The 18,399-nt window shown below is 41.2% G+C and carries 18 protein-coding genes and 1 other annotated feature; all 18 genes read right to left on the reverse strand.

Annotated elements, in window-relative coordinates; all coding sequences use genetic code 11:
• Positions 1–249 precede the first annotated feature (249 nt).
• The gene (locus BK575_RS23275) at positions 250–1,239 is read right to left on the reverse strand and encodes a tetratricopeptide repeat protein (protein WP_169907962.1); all 990 of its coding nucleotides are present in this window, start codon (positions 1,237–1,239) and stop codon (positions 250–252) included.
• A 297-nt stretch (positions 1,240–1,536) separates the two neighbouring features.
• On the reverse strand, positions 1,537–2,115 hold the full coding sequence (leuD, locus tag BK575_RS23280) for a 3-isopropylmalate dehydratase small subunit (RefSeq protein WP_078413954.1): 579 nt from the start codon (positions 2,113–2,115) through the stop codon (positions 1,537–1,539).
• Between the two features lie 15 nt (positions 2,116–2,130).
• Complete coding sequence (gene leuC, locus BK575_RS23285; RefSeq protein WP_078413955.1) at positions 2,131–3,546, reverse strand: 3-isopropylmalate dehydratase large subunit; 1,416 nt, start codon at positions 3,544–3,546, stop codon at positions 2,131–2,133.
• Positions 3,547–3,709: 163 nt separating this feature from the next.
• Entirely contained in the window at positions 3,710–4,822 is a 1,113-nt protein-coding gene (leuB, locus tag BK575_RS23290) for a 3-isopropylmalate dehydrogenase (protein WP_078413956.1), read from the reverse strand.
• A 160-nt stretch (positions 4,823–4,982) separates the two neighbouring features.
• A complete protein-coding gene (ilvC, locus tag BK575_RS23295; RefSeq protein ID WP_078413957.1) occupies positions 4,983–6,008 on the reverse strand; it encodes a ketol-acid reductoisomerase in 1,026 nt (341 codons plus the stop codon).
• 69 nt (positions 6,009–6,077) lie between these two features.
• A complete protein-coding gene (ilvN, locus tag BK575_RS23300; protein WP_078413958.1) occupies positions 6,078–6,596 on the reverse strand; it encodes an acetolactate synthase small subunit in 519 nt (172 codons plus the stop codon).
• Entirely contained in the window at positions 6,593–8,320 is a 1,728-nt protein-coding gene (gene ilvB, locus BK575_RS23305; RefSeq protein WP_235867435.1) for an acetolactate synthase large subunit, read from the reverse strand. The genes ilvN and ilvB overlap by 4 nt, the downstream gene beginning before the upstream one ends.
• A 73-nt stretch (positions 8,321–8,393) precedes the next feature.
• Positions 8,394–8,661 (reverse strand) — a binding site (T-box leader).
• 622 nt (positions 8,662–9,283) lie between these two features.
• Entirely contained in the window at positions 9,284–9,697 is a 414-nt protein-coding gene (locus tag BK575_RS23310; RefSeq protein ID WP_078413959.1) for a group I intron-associated PD-(D/E)XK endonuclease, read from the reverse strand.
• Positions 9,698–10,097: 400 nt separating this feature from the next.
• On the reverse strand, positions 10,098–10,610 hold the full coding sequence (locus BK575_RS23315) for a metallophosphoesterase (protein WP_078414932.1): 513 nt from the start codon (positions 10,608–10,610) through the stop codon (positions 10,098–10,100).
• 193 nt (positions 10,611–10,803) lie between these two features.
• Positions 10,804–11,403 (reverse strand): XTP/dITP diphosphatase, encoded by a 600-nt coding sequence (locus tag BK575_RS23320; RefSeq protein WP_078413960.1) that lies wholly within the window; start codon positions 11,401–11,403, stop codon positions 10,804–10,806.
• Between the two features lies 1 nt (position 11,404).
• Entirely contained in the window at positions 11,405–12,154 is a 750-nt protein-coding gene (gene rph / locus BK575_RS23325; protein WP_078413961.1) for a ribonuclease PH, read from the reverse strand.
• Between the two features lie 170 nt (positions 12,155–12,324).
• Positions 12,325–13,407 (reverse strand): GerMN domain-containing protein, encoded by a 1,083-nt coding sequence (locus BK575_RS23330; RefSeq protein ID WP_078413962.1) that lies wholly within the window; start codon positions 13,405–13,407, stop codon positions 12,325–12,327.
• Positions 13,408–13,589: 182 nt separating this feature from the next.
• Complete coding sequence (racE, locus tag BK575_RS23335) at positions 13,590–14,417, reverse strand: glutamate racemase (RefSeq protein WP_204524882.1); 828 nt, start codon at positions 14,415–14,417, stop codon at positions 13,590–13,592.
• On the reverse strand, positions 14,414–14,872 hold the full coding sequence (locus BK575_RS23340; RefSeq protein WP_139368095.1) for a MarR family winged helix-turn-helix transcriptional regulator: 459 nt from the start codon (positions 14,870–14,872) through the stop codon (positions 14,414–14,416). Before BK575_RS23340 ends, racE begins: the two co-directional genes overlap by 4 nt.
• A gap of 450 nt (positions 14,873–15,322) precedes the next feature.
• Entirely contained in the window at positions 15,323–15,547 is a 225-nt protein-coding gene (gene gerE, locus BK575_RS23345) for a spore germination transcription factor GerE (RefSeq protein ID WP_028395098.1), read from the reverse strand.
• Positions 15,548–15,682: 135 nt separating this feature from the next.
• Positions 15,683–16,138, reverse strand: coding sequence for an acyl-CoA thioesterase (locus BK575_RS23350; protein WP_078413964.1), 456 nt, complete (start codon positions 16,136–16,138; stop codon positions 15,683–15,685).
• Positions 16,139–16,390: 252 nt separating this feature from the next.
• Positions 16,391–17,152 (reverse strand): succinate dehydrogenase iron-sulfur subunit, encoded by a 762-nt coding sequence (gene sdhB / locus BK575_RS23355; protein ID WP_078414855.1) that lies wholly within the window; start codon positions 17,150–17,152, stop codon positions 16,391–16,393.
• 15 nt (positions 17,153–17,167) lie between these two features.
• Positions 17,168–18,399 (reverse strand): succinate dehydrogenase (quinone) flavoprotein subunit (gene sdhA / locus BK575_RS23360; protein ID WP_078414934.1); only part of this gene is annotated, 1,232 nt, incomplete at its 5' end.

An 18,399-nucleotide genomic window follows, 5' to 3' on the forward strand; every position in this document is an offset into this window, starting at 1 on the left:
GGTTTTAAAATATAGTAGTTTGAACAGATAATGAATCTACCTTGTCCATCATCTATCTCATTCCCACTTCATAGTATGTAGGAAAGATTGTAAACTTCAGACGCACAAGATGTGCCGGTAAAGACAAAGGCGGACCTCCGCACTGTTCATCTTTGTTCCTGCCAAAGTCTACTTTTCTTGTGCAAATATGCATTATGCAACCACTATATTATACCATACAACTCTAGTGTTGCAACTAAACGGAGCTTTTTATATACTAGAAAATTCTTCAATTTCTCTTATTTTCTCTATTGCTTTGCTTAATTCCTGCTCGGCAGCGCCATATAATTCCGCTATATTTGGAAGAGAAGAATGCAACCCCTGCATATCCATAGCCACATGATGTACAGCACCAGCCCATGTAAGCGATTCTAACGGTTCGGGGAGAAAAGGAAACAGCATGAATAAATGTCGATGCCACAGTTCTTGCGCCACTTGCAGCAACGTGGGATTCAGCTGCCCGATGTGACTCTCAATCCTTTCTTCTACTTCCTGAATGAAAGGATGATGGATTACAGATTGCAAATAAGGTAAATCCAGCCTCATCCTTCGGTTGAATTTTGTTACTTCTGCTGTTCCACTCATTTCCGCTGTCAGCATCCATTTCGCCGTCAGCGTTTTGACGATTGGATGCACATTTTCCTCTTTTAAAATATTGCGGCAAAACGATAAATGTCGTTTAGGATCCGTCCCTCTCAGAGAACCGATTATTTCCATTTGCTGTTGAACCGTTGCATTGCAAAATGCTTCCCATCTTTCATCTTCCGATTCTTCGACTGTGTCCTCGCCGTTTGCTCTTGTTTTGAAAAACTCAAACAATTTATAAAAGTGCTCGGCATGTTCAGCCGGTAACCGTTGTTCTTGCATGACTATCGAAAGCGTTTCATAGCCTTCCTTATATGCCCCCGCCTGAATCAATATCATCATGTAAATTTGCAAAATACTATAATAATCGCCGATTCCTTGATTCAACATTTCCTTACAATGTTCTTTGGCTTCTTTTAACTCTCCGATTTCAAATAGACACATGATCAATCCTATTAACAGCTCAGGATTATCCTCGTCCATTTCAACTGCTTGACGAAAGAGAGGAAGGGCCTCATGGTACCGCTTCTCTTCCATTAAAGATGTCGCCTTCTCAATCACACGTCTCTTTAAATTAGGAAACGACACTAGTTTCCCTGAATCTTTGTGGTTCATTTTTCTTCCTCGCTTCACATCCATTTGATTTTCAGTTTAGCAAGGAACACCTACAAAGACAAGGAAAGTCCTTTGTGCTTCATACTATGTAAATAAATGACTTACCATTATTTCCCTTTTCTCTTCCCTTAAAACAGAACATCCTTTTATGTATCGACTGATGAACATCTCAAATGGATAAAAATCATGAGACATGGATGCTTCATCCATGTCTCATGATTTTCTCATCTTATGCAAATTTACAACCTTAAAGTGAATTTATCCTGCATTAACAGGCCTTATGCTGAGAAGTTGTCTTTATCGATTTTCATAAGCTGTAATGGCTGAACCAAACGACAGTGTATAGTCAATTTCATCCCATCCGTTTAACAGCATATTTTTCCAATGATTGTTAATCTCAAAACGTCGTTGGAAACCTTGATTATCTTTGATAACCTGTTCTCCTAAATCAATCGTACACTCATATTCCGCCTTCTGAGATTGTTCCAATAAGTATTGGATATCTTCAGCCGCTAATGTAATAGGTAATACTCCATTTTTCAAGCAGTTTTGATGAAAAATATCAGCAAATGATGGAGCAACAATAGCTTTAAAACCATAATCCATAAGTGCCCATGGGGCATGTTCGCGAGAAGAGCCGCAGCCAAAGTTTTCATTGGCTACTAAAATAGTCGCTCCTTCATTCTCCGGATAATTCAATTCAAACTCCGGATTAGACGTTCCATCCTGGTTGTACCGCCAATCAAAAAATAAAAACTGACCGAAGCCGCTGCGCTCAATTCTTTTCAAAAACTGCTTTGGAATAATTTGGTCTGTATCGATATTGGAACGGTTTAATCCCGCTACCTTTCCTGTATGACAAGTAAATGGATTCATATGATCACACCCCTCTTATATCACCACTGATTTTTCTAATGTGCGGACATCAACAAAATGCCCATGCAAAGCAGCTGCAGCAGCCATAGCAGGGCTGACTAAATGAGTGCGTGCCCCTTTACCTTGACGACCCTCGAAGTTACGATTAGACGTTGACGCACAATGTTCACCTTCAGGAACTAAATCGGAGTTCATACCAAGGCACATACTGCATCCTGAATCACGCCAGTCAAAGCCAGCTTCCATAAAAATTTGTGCTAAACCTTCTTCTTCTGCAATCCGCTTAATTCGCTGTGAACCAGGTACGACAATTGCGTTGACCCCTGCCGCTACCTTCTTCCCTTTAATCACTTCAGCTGCCTCTCTCAAATCGGAAAGACGGGAATTTGTACAGGAACCGATAAATACATGTTGAATAGCAATAGAGCTAATTGGCACACCAGGCTCCAAGCCCATATACTTCATCGCACTTTGGCCCATTTTGCGATCTACCTCTGTCGCAAAACTATCAAGGGTCGGGACATTACCTGTTACATAACTGCTCATAGCCGGATTAGTTCCCCACGTTACAACAGGCTCGAGTTTAGATGCATCAATTTCTAATGTTTGATCATACTCTGCCCCTTCATCTGTAGCCAGTGCACGCCATTTTTCTACAGCAGCATCAAATTCTGCTCCCTGCGGTGCGAATGTACGGCCTTTCAAATAAGCAAACGTCGTTTCATCGGGACTGATTAACCCTGCTTTCGCTCCTGCTTCAATCGACATATTACAGATGGTCATTCGTTCTTCCATCGATAGTTCGCGAATGCCTTCTCCCGTAAATTCAATAACATATCCCGTCCCAAAATGGATACCGTACTTTTGTATGATGGCCAAAATAATATCTTTAGCTGTTACACCCTCTTGTTTTTTGCCTTTCACATGGACTTGCAGCGTTTTCGGACGGCTTTGCCATAACGTTTGCGTAGCCAGTACATGTTCCACTTCACTCGTACCAATTCCAAAAGCAAGAGCACCGAATGCTCCGTGCGTAGAAGTATGGCTGTCTCCACACACGATCGTTTTCCCTGGCTGTGTCAAACCTAATTCTGGTCCGATTACATGGACAATTCCGTTCTCTTCATTTTCTAAATCTAACAGTTCTACCCCAAACTCGCGGCAGTTATCAGCTAATGTATCAATTTGTTTTTTGGCAATGGCGTCTTCAATAACAAAGCGATTGACGGTTGGAACATTGTGATCCATTGTTGCAAATGTCAAATCAGGTCTTCTTACTTTCCGGTTGGCTGTACGAAGTCCCTCGAACGCCTGCGGTGATGTTACCTCATGCACAAGATGCAAATCGATATATAATAAATCGGGCTTCCCCTCTTCTTGGTGAACAACATGCTGTTCCCATACTTTTTCAATAATATTTTTTGGTCTCATCTCTAAAGACCTCCTCTCTTTTTTCTGTATATTACACTGCTCAAAAATAAAACCAAACAGCCGCCGCACATCTCGTTTCTTAAAGGAAAGGATATCGCCCTTTATCTAACCTGCCGGGAAGACGAAGGGCGATAACTTTATTTATATAAGCTGTTGGTTATCATTACGTATAACAAGTCATGATTTTAGAAATGGCTGAATCATCAACAATGGCATCAATGATTTCTCCCACCATTTTCGTAGTTGAAATACAGCCTTTCCCATCAATTGATAAATCTGCTGTGCGATGACCGGCATTTAGTACTTGCCCTACTGCCTTTTCAATCACTTTTGCCTCTTCCTCTAATTCGAAGGAATGGCGCAGTAACATAGCGGCAGAAAGAATTGCAGCAATTGGATTCGCCTTATTCTGTCCTTCAATATCAGGAGCCGATCCATGGATTGGTTCATATACCGAAGGCCCCGTCGTTGATAAACTAGCTGAAGGTAACATGCCAAGAGATCCCGTCAGCATGGACGCTTCGTCACTTAAAATATCACCAAACATATTTTCCGTGACGATTACATCAAATCGTTTCGGATTTCTGATTAAATGCATAGCCGCAGCGTCAACAAGCATATGCTCTAATGCTACATCAGGGTATTGTTTTGCCACTTCTTCCGCTACTTCTCTCCATAGACGACTGGACTCCAATACATTCGCTTTATCAACTGACGTCACTTTCTTTCCGCGCTTAGACGCAATTTCAAAAGCCGATTCGATGATCCGTTTAATTTCCGTGCGTTTATAAACAAGTGTATCGATCGCGATTTCTTCCCCTTGCTCTACTTTACGCTCTCTCGGCTCACCGAAATAAATTCCGCCTAACAGTTCACGAACAATGATGAAATCTACACCTTCGATATATTCCTTTTTTAAAGGTGAAGCATCAATTAAACTCTGGTAAAAGGAAACAGGTCGTAAATTAGCGTACACATCAAGTGTTTTACGCATTGCCAACAATCCTTTTTCAGGGCGTATATTGGCAGGAAGAGCATCCCACTTAGGCCCCCCTACTGAGCCAAGAAGAACGGCATCCGCTTGTTGACAAATCTGAACAGTAGCGTCTGGAAAAGGATTCCCTACTTGATCGATTGCATCACCGCCGATCAGGCCATACGTGAATTCAAATTGATGTTCAAAACAGTTGGCGACTGCTTTAAGTACCTCAACAGCCCCTTTTGTCACTTCTTTACCAACGCCGTCACCTGGTAATACTGCAATTTTCTTTTTCATGTCACCTCTCCTTTCCATCCACGAGAAGAAGGATACTAAATGGCTTCTTGTGTCTCACGGGATTCTTTAATAAGTGAAATACGATTGATTGCATTCAAATATGCTTTAGTTGATGACTCTTCGAGATTGTTCACCATCTCGAAGAGCCATCTCAAAGAATTTAGTTTTTAGCACTCGCTACTACAGCTTCTTTCTTATCCTTTTTAACGAATGGCATCATTGCGCGAAGCTTTTCTCCTACTTCTTCAATTAAGTGTTCATTTTCTTGGCGGTTAATAGCCGTAAACTCTGGACGATTTGCTTGGTTTTCTAAAATCCAGCCTTTAGCAAACTTACCTTGTTGGATTTCTTCTAATACCTTTTTCATTTCTGCTTTCGTATCTTCTGTTACAATGCGTGGCCCTGTTACGAAGTCACCCCATTGCGCTGTATCAGAGATAGAATATCTCATACCTTTAAGTCCGCCTTCGTACATAAGGTCAACGATCAATTTCAATTCATGTAAACATTCGAAGTATGCCATTTCTGGCTGGTAACCCGCTTCCACCAATGTTTCAAAACCAGCTTTTACAAGAGCTGTTAAGCCTCCGCAAAGTACTGCTTGCTCACCGAAAAGATCTGTTTCTGTTTCTTCTTTGAATGTTGTTTCGATAACGCCCGCTCTTGCTGATCCGATACCTTTTGCATATGCAAGAGCTACATCTTTCGCTTGTCCTGTTACATCTTGATAAATAGCGATTAAGCCAGGCACACCGGCACCTTCTGTATATGTTCTTCTTACAAGGTGACCAGGTCCTTTTGGTGCTACTAAGAATACATCAACGAATGCAGGCGGTACGATTTGATTAAAGTGAACGCTGAATCCATGAGCGAATACAAGTGATTTTCCTGGCTTTAATGCTGGTTCAATTTCTTCTTTGTATACTTGAGGCTGGCGCTCATCTGGAAGCAATACCATGATTAAGTCTGCTTGTTCAGCTGCTTCGCTAACAGGCAATACTGTAAATCCGTCTTTTTCCGCTTGCTCCCAAGATTTACCTTGGCGTAAACCGATTACTACATCTACTCCGCTTTCGCGCAAGTTTTGTGCATGGGCATGTCCTTGTGAACCGTAACCAATGATTGCTACTTTCTTACCTGCTAATAATTGCTCGTTTGCATCTCCGTTATAATAAACTTTTACCATTTTTTATTCTCTCCCTTTATCTTTTTAATTTGATTATTCTGTATTTTAAGGTTAATAATCAGCTAGATTTCATAGAATAGATGATATTTTTTGATGAGACACTTGCTTTTGAGTACCCCTTGGAAAAGCAATTGTGCCTGTGCGCATCACTTCTTTTACACCGTAAGGTCTTAGTAAATCGAGGATAGCCTCAATTTTGCTGGATTCCCCAGTTACTTGAATAATAACGCTATCCCGGCTCACATCAACGATTGTGGCTCGAAACGGCTCAATTAAAGCATATAGCTCATTCCTTGAAGCAGGTGCTGATGCTACTTTAATGAGAGCTAACTCTCGGGCAACCGTCGCTTGGTCTGTAATATCCTGCACTTTCAGCACATCAATTTGCTTATTTAATTGTTTAATGACCTGCTCGGCCGACTTTTCATCCTCCACATTAGCGACAAAGGTCATGCGGGAAATCCCCTCTGTTTCAGTATGGCCTACCGAAATGCTCTCAATATTGAAATCTCGCTTTGTGAATAAGCCGGTAATGCGGTTTAGTACTCCCGCTCTGTTGTTAACAGTTGCTGTAATGATTCGTTTCACGGTTTCACCCCCACCATTTCATGCAAGCCTTTTCCAGGTGCCACCATCGGGTATACATTTTCAGTTGGTGCCACATAGAAGTTCATTAAAACTGGTTCTCTCGTTGCGAATGCCTCTTTTAATACTTCGTGAGCCTCTTCTGTAGTAGTAGCCTGAAGTCCTTTAATACCATAAGCATCAGCTAATTTTAACCAGTCTGGCTGATTTGGGATCAAGGAATGAGAGTAACGTTCCTCATAGAAAATTTCCTGCCACTGGCGAACCATTCCTAATGATTGATTATTGATAATGACCACTTTAACTGGTAAATCAAGTTCTTTAAGAACGGAAAGCTCTTGAAGAGTCATTTGGAATCCTGCATCTCCTACAATTGCCACAACAGTTGCTTCACGATCAGCCAATTGAGCTCCGATTGCAGCCGGGAAACCAAATCCCATTGTGCCTAACCCGCCGGATGTCACCCATTTGTTAGGATCGTTAAACTTATAATATTGAGCCGTCCACATTTGATGCTGTCCAACATCAGTTGTTACAATCGCTTCACCTTTTGTATACTGATGAATTAACTCGATAACTTGCTGCGGCTTTAACAACTCATCTGATTTTTCATACCAGAGAGGGTAATCTTGCTTTCTTCCAGATAATTCTTTATGCCACTGTGCAAAGTCTCCTTTTGCACTCTCTTGCAATAATAACTGTGTTAACACTTCTTTCGCATCGCCTACAATTGGAATTTGAGTTGGAACATTTTTTCCAATTTCAGCTGGATCGATATCAATATGAGCCACCGTCGCGTTTGGAGCGAAATGTTTTAAGTTGCCTGTTACTCGATCATCAAAACGAGCTCCTATGCTGATGAGTAAATCACATTCGTATAAAGCCATGTTAGCTGTATATGTCCCATGCATTCCAGCCATTCCTAAATGGAGCGGATGATTAGCCGGGAATCCCCCCAAACCAAGCAGCGTGCTGGTAACCGGGATATTTTCACGTTCCACGTATTTTTTAAACTGTTCTGACGCATAGGAATGAAGTATGCCTGCTCCAGCTAAAATTACCGGTTTCTTCGCTTGCTTGACTGCTTCTATCAATTTCTTCACTTGCAACAAGTTAGGGTTGTAAGTGGGTTGATATCCTGGAAGGTTCACCTCTTGATCGTAAGAGAATTCTCCCTCTCCCGCCGCCATATCTTTCGGAATATCGATTAATACCGGACCTGGTCTTCCTGTCGTTGCAATATGAAAAGCTTCTTTAATAATTTTCGGCAAGTCTTCCACACGACGCACTTGGTAACTATGTTTTGTAATTGGCATTGTAATACCTAATACATCCGCTTCCTGGAAAGCATCTGATCCAATTACATTGGAAGCAACTTGACCAGTGAAAACTACTAACGGGAGTGAATCAATCATTGCATCTGCCAAACCTGTAACAATATTTGTTGCACCAGGGCCACTTGTCGCAATGACTACGCCGGGATTCCCGGAAATTCTTGCGTACCCTTCCGCTGCATGAATGCCGCCTTGCTCATGACGCGTTAATACATGGAACATGCCCGAGTTATAGAGCTTATCATAAATGGGAAGGACTGCGCCGCCAGGATAACCGAAGATGACTTCTACATTCTCCCTCTTTAATGCCTCAATCATCATTTCTGCCCCACTCATTTTCACTTTAGCGCTCACAGGTTCTTTCGTTTGCATATTGGCTCCCACTGTCCCCATCCTTTCTTTCGCCTCATTTTTTTAACATAAAAAGAGTCTTCCCACCCCACAATAGACCTAACATTTTATAGGTCGAAGGGGTGAAAAGACTCTCTCTTTCCACGGTACCACCCTTGTTCACAGCCATAATGGCTGTCTCGGGAATGTAATCAACGGATTACACTCAATTTTGGTAACGGGTATAGTTTACAATTTTACACCCGTCCAGTCCTACTCTTTAAAATTTCAGACTGGCACTCGGAGGTGAGTTCGGCCTAAGGAGGTAACACCGGCTTCCAGCAACCCGGCTCTCTGTTGATACCTAATCCCTTAAGATTACTTATCCTCTTCTTCGCTTTGTTATATGTTTATTTCATTTACAGAAATAGTAGCACCGTAAAGTTTCATATCATCTTCTACAACACTTAAAGGATTTACTGTTCTTACAGGAAGGACAATCTTTCCTTTGTTACTAAAACAAAATCAGAAGCTTATTCTGAATTTAATTTTGTTTTTAATTTTTAGAAAACTTATATTTGAGGACTATCTTACTCTCATTTTTAAGCTTCGTCAACACCTTTTCCGTAAATTTTTAGACTATTTAGACTAAACAATCTTTTTGTATCCGCTTACAATACTGATATAGTAATCTTTTCTCCACTTTATTTTTTTTATTAATCTGTTTTTCAAAAACAAAGCGAACGATTGCACATTTGAGAAATACTTTATGAATGAATGTGCACTCTTCACTTTTTAAAATTAAAGGGAGCAATTAGTCAATCTTATATGCACAAAAAACCTGTTATAATGTTTAGAACATCACAACAGGTTTGATCGTATGTATGTATAAAATGGCGTCCCGGGAGGGATTCGAACCCCCGACCGACGGCTTAGCTTACCACTATGACTTTCGGCACCAGCATGGAGTCGCTGTTTGTGGTCTGGACTATATCTTCACCATCTCAGGTGCGACACGTGTAGTCTCTACGGAACCTCACGATAATCATCAGCTAATTTAACATTTTGCAGTTGATTATTCTTTGGAGTTTCTACCCTCAAGTTGATTGATTTAGTAAAGGTTTTAGGATCGAAATAATAACATTTATCTGTTTGTGGACAATAAACACAATAAACATCAACTTCTTCTTTATCTATTTCTTTGGTCATGACACCATTTGAAGTAGAATAGGAAGATCGAAACCTTATTTCGAGAAATCCTTTTTGATTTAATTCCCTATACTTCACTTGAACACGTTTAAATTTGCTATCTTTATAAATAACAATATCAAACGGAGCATGTTCAGTATGAGGGTTTAATATCATATACCCTTTTTCATATAAATCTACTTGATCCTTTAAAACACCTAAATCTCCTTTTGACTTTGTGTGATGATACATTACACCACCTCTATATAAGAAGATCGTAAGTTTCCTCGGTATTACCATCAGCATTACCTGTTAAGGCTTCACCGATATAGTGTCGTCCACTCTATAAGTTACTCTTTCCTTATAGAGGCTCCTATTTTGAAGGCCGTTGCTCTATCCAGCTGAGCTACCGGGACGTAATTAACTCAACAACAATACCTATTCTAATGCACTTCCAAACTAATGTCAACATGTTTTAGTATCTTTTTTCAGATCTTTTTTCAGATCTTTTTTTAGTATTTAAAATATCAAGCAAACTTGAAACAGCAGGCAAGTTCCCCATTGCTAATCTTTAGTTACTCATCACACTCTGAGAGACAGTTCCCCCCCACCTAATCTTCTCCCTTTTCTCTAGTGAGGGTATTACTGTTCTTTAGAACGGATCAAACTCTGTAGCCATCGATTCAACCGGAAGACCATTGACATCATAAAAAACTACAGTGATTTTTTTATTTTCTACGTTAAGTATCACATACGTCTTTTCTTTCCGCATGCGCGGCAAGGAAATACTGCCAGGATTAATCATTAAAATGCCGTCGATCATTTCAGCACCGGCCACATGGGAATGTCCAAAACAAACAATCTTGGCACCCGTTTCTCTTGCTTTATAATGCAAGTTCATGAGAGACATTTTTACATTATGAAGATGTCCATGCGTAATATAGAACGTGCATCCTGCGATACTTTCAATTCTCTCATTAACATATTCACGGTCATAATCACAGTTTCCTCTAACCGAGTAAAATCCCTTCATTTCGTCACAATCAGCCGGAAGTTCTGAATCTCCGCAATGAATCATGGCTTCCACTTCATGTTCATGACGCTTTTTGATAGCCTCCAATTCTTTTCTCTGTCCATGGCTATCACTAACGATAAGCACTTTCACCACAACTTACCTCCCAACGGTTCTCTCACTAGTGCTGTTTTATTTATTTTAAATTTTCCACATTCAAACTTCTCTGTTTTTCTCCTCAAGAAGACTTACTTTCTCATACAAACGGCCGGCAAGAGTCTATAACAACTCTCGCCAGTCGTTTATAAACAATAGAATATAGATGCCTTTTTCCATATTCTATTGTTTATTGATAAAGCTCTTCAATCACCGGGCCAAGTTGCTTCAATGCATTTGCACGATGGCTGATTTTATTTTTTTCTTCTTTTTCCAGTTCAGCCATTGTTCGTTGAAGAGAAGGAACATAAAAGATCGGATCATAGCCAAACCCATTTGCCCCCTGTTTTTCTTCGGTGATCAATCCCTCGCAAACCCCTTCCACCACAATGGTTTCCTGCCCTGGAACGGCTACTGCCAGCGCACAATGAAAATGGGCCGTTCTTTCAGGCAGCGGAATCCCTTTCATCTTCTCCAGTACCTTCTCTATATTTGCTTCATCGCTTTTTTCGCTTCCGGCATAACGGGCCGAATATACTCCAGGTTCCCCATTCAATACATCAATGCATAGACCAGAGTCATCTGCAATCACCATTTTATTAAATTGCTTGGAGATTTCTTCAGCTTTTAAAACGGCATTATCATGAAAGGTTTTGCCTGTCTCTTCTACATCTATTGCCTCTGGAAAATCCAGCAGTGTTTTAACCGCTACTCCTTTTGAAGAAAATAGTGCTTCAAATTCTTTTGCTTTCCCCAGATTTTTGGTGGCGATAATCACTTCACTAGACATATCAGGCTCCCCCGTTTCCGATGTTTTCTGCCGCTTTACCAAGAGCCTCTTTTTGCTTTTCCATCAGTTTCAATATCCCATCTTCAGCTAAGGCGAGCATACTATTTAGCTGTTCGCGTGAAAACGTCGCCTCTTCTCCCGTTCCTTGAAGCTCAACAAAACGTCCGTTTCCTGTCATGACCACATTCATGTCTACTTCGGCAGCCGAATCTTCTATGTAATTCAAATCTAAAACTTCTCCAACTCCCTCGACAATTCCTACAGATGTAGCAGCCAGAAAATCGGTGATGGGAAGTGCAGCAATTTTTTTATTGTTCACCATTTTTTGGAGAGCCAGTGTCATGGCTACAAATGCGCCTGTAATGGATGCTGTACGGGTACCGCCGTCTGCCTGAATGACATCACAGTCAATCCACACCGTTTTCTCCCCCAATTTTTCCAAATTCACAACCGAACGAAGGGCCCTTCCAATTAGACGTTGAATTTCCATCGTTCTCCCTGATACTTTCCCTTTCGCCGCTTCACGTATGTTCCTTTGTTCAGTCGCTCGAGGCAGCATCGAATACTCGGCGGTAATCCAGCCTTTTCCTTGTCCCCTCATAAATGGCGGTACACGATCATCGACACTTGCTGTACAAATCACCTTCGTGTCCCCGACTGTGATCAATACGGAACCTTCCGGGTGTTTTAAATAGTCGGTTTCAATTGTTACAGGGCGCAGTTCGTTTACTGCTCGTCCGTCTACACGCATGTTTTCATTCTCCTTTATCCAAACAATTAAGTTATGTATTTATCATTTCTTTTGCTGTGTACATCAGCCTATACAAAAGATGAAAGAGGTCGCCTCGGAAGCTGACCTCTTAAAAAATTGTCTTTTATAGTATATCAAAAATAAACCGGTTAACAAATTGCTTACCTGCATTAAAAACTTCCCGTATTGACATCTGCCGGACGAATAACAGGTTTAGTCAGTTTTTTTCCATCTTCTTTCATCAGTTTACTTTCTCCATTAACTTGAACTGCTACACTTTCGACACCCGGCTGTTCAGTCAACGATAAAACAAGAGACTGCAGCACATGATCAGAAATTTTACTGCCTTCCATGTTTCCATAAATGGATTCATTGAAATTCAATGTAAGGGTTCCATTTTCATATTTTGGGACATCCAATAACTCGACATCAGCATTAAAATCGCTTACTAAGCCGGATTTAACACTCGGTCCTTCAACGAGTTCACGAACAACCGCCGCAAACGGGTCTTTCTCATTCGCCGAAATTCGCTTCGTCACAGGCACATAATATGTTTTGTCCCCGCTTTGAGCCAAGTAATAAAGGGTGGCTGATTTCGTATTTGTAATATCAACCGAACCATTACTATCCAAATTAATACCATCTGCTCGACTTAACCCTTCACTGATTGGTGTATTGTTGACAGGCATTACTTCCTTGTCATATCCATTGATCCGAATTTTCACCCGTTCTACGTTATCGAATTGGGTTAAAGTCCACGTAATCGATTGTAAAATTTTCAACTCATCTTCTGCTTTGTAATTGGAGAATTCGGGAGAAAAATCAGCGATAATCGTTCCGTCTTTCTCAAGCTTCACTCCAAGTATTTTTGTATCGGCAGGAAGAACTGCTTTAAAGCCATTCGGAAGCATGTTTGTAATAGGTCCACCATCTACGAGATATTCAAGTGCTTGTGCAGCAACTCCCTCTGTTTTGGGCAGCTCCAAAGTCTGAGGAACGACATACCCGTTTTTGTCAATTAAATACAGTTCTGTTTTTACTGATCCAACTGCAGCCTCTTCTTTTGGCATGTCTTTTTTATTTTCCTTATCCCCCACTGTTTCTAATGCTTTGGCATCTTCTACATAAGAAACATCTTTTGGCGGATCAATTTCTTCTACCGCTTTATCGCCCCCGAATAATCCACAGCCTGTTAAGAGCACTGAGGAAGATAAAATCGTCGAAAAAACGATAATTCTTGCCTTTTTGGACATGTTTTTCCCTCCTAAGACAGTTTGTACTAATATGTATACGAGCCTTTTCACAAATTAGACCGCCATAGATGATTTTTATCCAAAAAGTATCGGAAGCATTTTTAAATATAAGCTATGGGAATATTACCAATATCACAAAAAACGGGATTCCCTTTTTTCACTAGGAGGAATCCCGTTCGTCTTCAAGATTTCATTGATGCAGACAAAGAAATATGTTGAACGTTATAAATAGGATGCTCAAACCATTTGGATGCAATCGTTTGAAAAAGCTGATTAGAGCCCGTTGTCAAAAAGAGATGCTCCGCCGGATGCTCTCCGTTATTTAACAAATCGCTATACGAAAGAATCGCACTTACTTCGCTGGCTGTCTCTTCTCCAGAACTAATGAGCTTCACTTTCGGGCCAATGACTTTCTGAATGATCGGCTTCAAAAGAGGATAATGGGTACATCCAAGTATAAGTGTATCAATTTCACTGTTACGGAAAGGCTTTAACGTTTCTTCAACAATGCGTCTCGCTTCTTCTCCTTCAAAATTTCCGCTCTCCACCAGCGGAACAAATAAAGGGCAAGCTAAACTTTCCACTTCCACGTTGTCATGCAGCTCTCTTAGTGCAAATGGATAGGCATTGCTTTTAACGGTTCCATTCGTGCCGATGATTCCAATTCTGTGATTATTAGTGGATTTCAACGCAGCCCGAGCGCCCGGTTCAATCACTCCTAACACCGGGATATCCACTTTATGTTGAATTTCCTCCAACACGACAGCAGTCGCTGTGTTACAAGCAATCACCAGCATCTTAATATTTTGATTTAATAGATAATCGGTCATTTCCCAAGTAAATTGACGTACTTCTTCGCTTGGTCTCGGTCCATAAGGACAGCGCGCCGTATCCCCTATGTACATAATTGTTTCCTTAGGCAGCTGACGCATGATTTCTTTGGCGACCGTTAATCCTCCTACGCCTGAATCAATAACTCCTATTGGTCTATTCAAAAAAAATCGCCTCATTCTTCTTTCATCTCTAGATGTAATTGATGCAAGCTTTTTTGTAATCGCTCCACATCGTCTTCTGACAGGTTTTGTAAGACTCCACTCAAATACTCTTGCCTTTTGCAAATAACTTCTTCGATCAATCTTTCGCCTTCTTCTAATAAATGAATACGAACAACCCTTCTATCATTCGGATCTTTAACGCGCATAACGAGTTTATTTTTTTCCATTCTATCCACTAAATCAGTCGTTGTGCTGCAAGCCAAAAACATTTTACCGGACAATTCACCGATCGTCATATCACCATGCTCAAGCAGCCATTGAAGAGCCACAAACTGAGGGGGGGTAATCGTATAATCGTTTAAGATTTCCCTTCCCTTCTGTTTGACAATTCCCGCAATGTATCGCAATGATTTTTCTATTTCGGCAACTATTTGTTCATTTGGTATTTGAGAATGTTGGTTTGATGACATACTCATATCCTCTCTTATATTTTTATCCTTCATTAATTAGCATGAAGTCTTCCGCTCAACGAAGTTTCATTTTCCGCTGTTTATCATGATATAAATGTTGCGTCTCTATCTATTTTCTCTACTTTTCTAGAAAATTTCAAGCCACAAAATAAAGGAACCTTCCATTAGCGGGGGTTCCTTCATCTCCCACTGATAGTTAATTAGGTCCTCACAATGCGGGTTATGCAAGCGTTGCCGCAGGACGCGGCGATATTAGTCTGTGTGGGCAATCATCCCCTCTTAAACTTCTCCGATGACTCTAAAGAACGAAGACTAAAAGCACGACGTTAATCTCCACGTCTTCGCTAGCACATCCTGCGCGTCGGAAGTTGGGGGGGCGTACTGCGATTAATGCAGGCTAAACAAAATAACCGGCTTCCTTAAAACATAAATAAGGACAGCCGGTCATTATTATAGTTCAAGTTCTCCCATGCGCAGAAGCTCTACGACCGCTTGAGAACGCCCCTTTACTCCAAGCTTTTGCATCGCATTTGAGATATGATTTCGAACTGTTTTTTCACTGATGAATAAATCACTTGCAATTTCTTTCGTTGTTTTGTCTTGTACAAGCAGTTCAAAAACCTCTCGTTCTCTTTTTGTAAGTAACGGCTTTGGCTGAAAATCTTTCTCCTTCAATGTAACCCTCCTTGCCTGATTCAGAGTTGAACTATCGGATGGGTATAAATTTAGTCATCATATCTTATGTCAAAACATCTCAAGCGGTTACTTATATGGCAAAGTTAGGCTGTATAAAAGAGAATTTTTTTACATTTACTGTCCAGACAAAAGATTTTGTTTCATTTCTTCAGTCCAATGAATGGTTTTTCCGGTTTTTTTAGATAATTGAACCAGTGTACCTCTTCCTGTTAAACAAAGCTCATTTCTTTTATTTGTTACCATATAATGCAAATCGACAGATGAATTTCCTAATTTATGTACTTTTACATGCACTTTTAATGTTTCATCAAAAAACACCTGCCGAATAAAATCACACTGTAAATCAGCTACGACAGGCATCGCCTCATTAAGAGGATTAGCCCAGTCATTCATAAATCCTAATTGTTGAAAAAAGCGAATTCGAGCTGTTTCAAAGTATATAAACGGAACTGTGTTATTTAAATGCCCAAACATATCTGTTTCACAAAAACGTACACGCGTTTCATAATGTGCATCTCCAAAAGAAGACTTCCATTCATCTATATGTTCGATATAATTCATTTTTCCCATTATATTCACCTTCTTTTATTTAAGCTGTTTCATGAACATGTTTATTTTTAAAGCGTTGAAAAATAAGCCTTTATATAAAGGAGACTTCCATCAGCAGGGGGCTTACTCCCATGAAAGTACCCGTTTTCATCATTGTTGATGAAGCTTAGCATCATGATTGTCTGTCCGTTAATGTGAGATAAAATATGCCGCCATGGAAACCATAAATTCATGGAATTCACATGACGGCATATGATTAAAAGCTGGATTGGATTATGCTTGGTCGCTTCCGAAGAAATTACGGAATGCTTGGATCGTTGTATCACGGTTTAATGCCGCAATCGATGTCGTTAACGGAATCCCTTTCGGACAAGACTGCACACAGTTTTGCGAGTTCCCGCAATTGGCTAGGCCGCCGTCTCCCATAATCGTCTCCAAGCGCTCTCCTTTATGCATTGCGCCTGTTGGATGAGCATTAAACAGACGAACTTGTGATAATGGGGCTGGTCCGATAAAGTCGGATTTACTATTGACGTTCGGACAAGATTCCAGGCAGACCCCGCACGTCATACATTTTGACAACTCATAAGCCCATTGGCGTTTGCGTTCAGGCATACGCGGTCCCGGTCCAAGATCATACGTGCCGTCGATTGGAACCCATGCTTTCACGCGTTTTAACGCATCAAACATGCGGCTTCTGTCAACTTGCAAGTCACGAACGACCGGGAATGTTTTCATCGGCTGAAGGCGAATCGGCTGTTCCAATTGATCGACAAGCGCTGTACAGGACTGGCGCGGCTTGCCGTTGATCACCATCGAACAGGCTCCGCATACTTCCTCTAAGCAGTTCATGTCCCATGTGATCGGTGTCGTTTGGTTGCCTCTTGCATCAACAGGGTTGCGTCGAATTTCCATGAGCGCCGAAATGACGTTCATGTTTGGACGATAAGGGATTTCAAATTCTTGTTCATAAGAAGAACCTTCCGGTCCATCTTGACGAGTGATGATGAACTTTACCGTTTTTTGTGCACTCATAGTCGTACTCATGGCTTAACGAACCCCCTCTTCTTTTTTCTCCGTTGCGGCTTTCTTTTCATCTTTTTTCTTTGTATAGTCACGCTTACGAGGCTTGATCAACGACACATCCACTTCTTCGTAATGGAAAGCTGGTGCCGCTTTTTCTCCGGCAAAGCTTGCCATCGTTGTCTTTAAGAACTCCTCATCATTACGATCCGGGAATTCCGGCTTGTAGTGGGCGCCGCGGCTCTCGTTCCGGTTGTAAGCGCCCAATGTCACGACACGTGAAAGTTCAAGCATGTTTTTCAATTGTCGGGTGAAGGTAGCTCCCTGGTTGCTCCATTTCGCTGTATCGTTAATGTTGATGCGATCGAAACGTTCCATCAGCTCTTGGATTTTTTCATCCGTCTTCAATAACTTATCGTTGTAGCGAACAACGGTCACGTTATCCGTCATCCATTCTCCAAGCTCTTTATGAAGAACGTAGGCATTTTCATTGCCATCTAACGACATGATTTGATTCCATTTTTCCTGTTCTTGCTGTACATGGCGTTCGAACAAGCTGGACGGAAGCGCATCAGCGCTCTTTTCTAATCCATTAATATATCGAACGGCATTCGGCCCCGCTACCATACCGCCGTAAATGGCCGATAGTAAAGAGTTCGCTCCTAAACGGTTCGCTCCGTGCTGCGAGTAATCACATTCACCGGCAGCGAAAAGCCCCGGAATGTTTGTCATTTGATCATAATCTACCCATAGACCGCCCATTGAATAGTGGACCGCAGGGAAGATTTTCATTGGAACTTTGCGCGGATCATCACCCATGAATTTTTCATAGATTTCAATGATTCCGCCAAGCTTGATGTCAAGCTCCTTCGGATCTTTATGGGAAAGATCCAGGTAAACCATGTTTTCACCGTTGATACCTAGTTTTTGAGCGACACAAACGTCGAAAATCTCACGTGTCGCAATATCACGCGGTACTAAGTTTCCGTATGCTGGATATTTTTCTTCTAAGAAATACCAAGGTTTTCCATCTTTATACGTCCAAACGCGGCCGCCTTCTCCACGAGCCGATTCACTCATTAAGCGAAGCTTGTCATCTCCAGGGATCGCTGTCGGGTGAATTTGAATGAACTCACCGTTCGCATAATAAACCCCTTGCTGATACACGATCGATGCAGCTGAACCCGTATTGATGACAGAGTTAGTAGACTTACCGAAAATGATACCAGGTCCTCCGGTAGCCATGATAACCGCATCTG

The sequence above is a fragment of the Priestia abyssalis genome, from assembly GCF_002019595.1.
GTDB classification, from domain to species: Bacteria; Bacillota; Bacilli; order Bacillales; family Bacillaceae_H; genus Bacillus_BA; species Bacillus_BA abyssalis.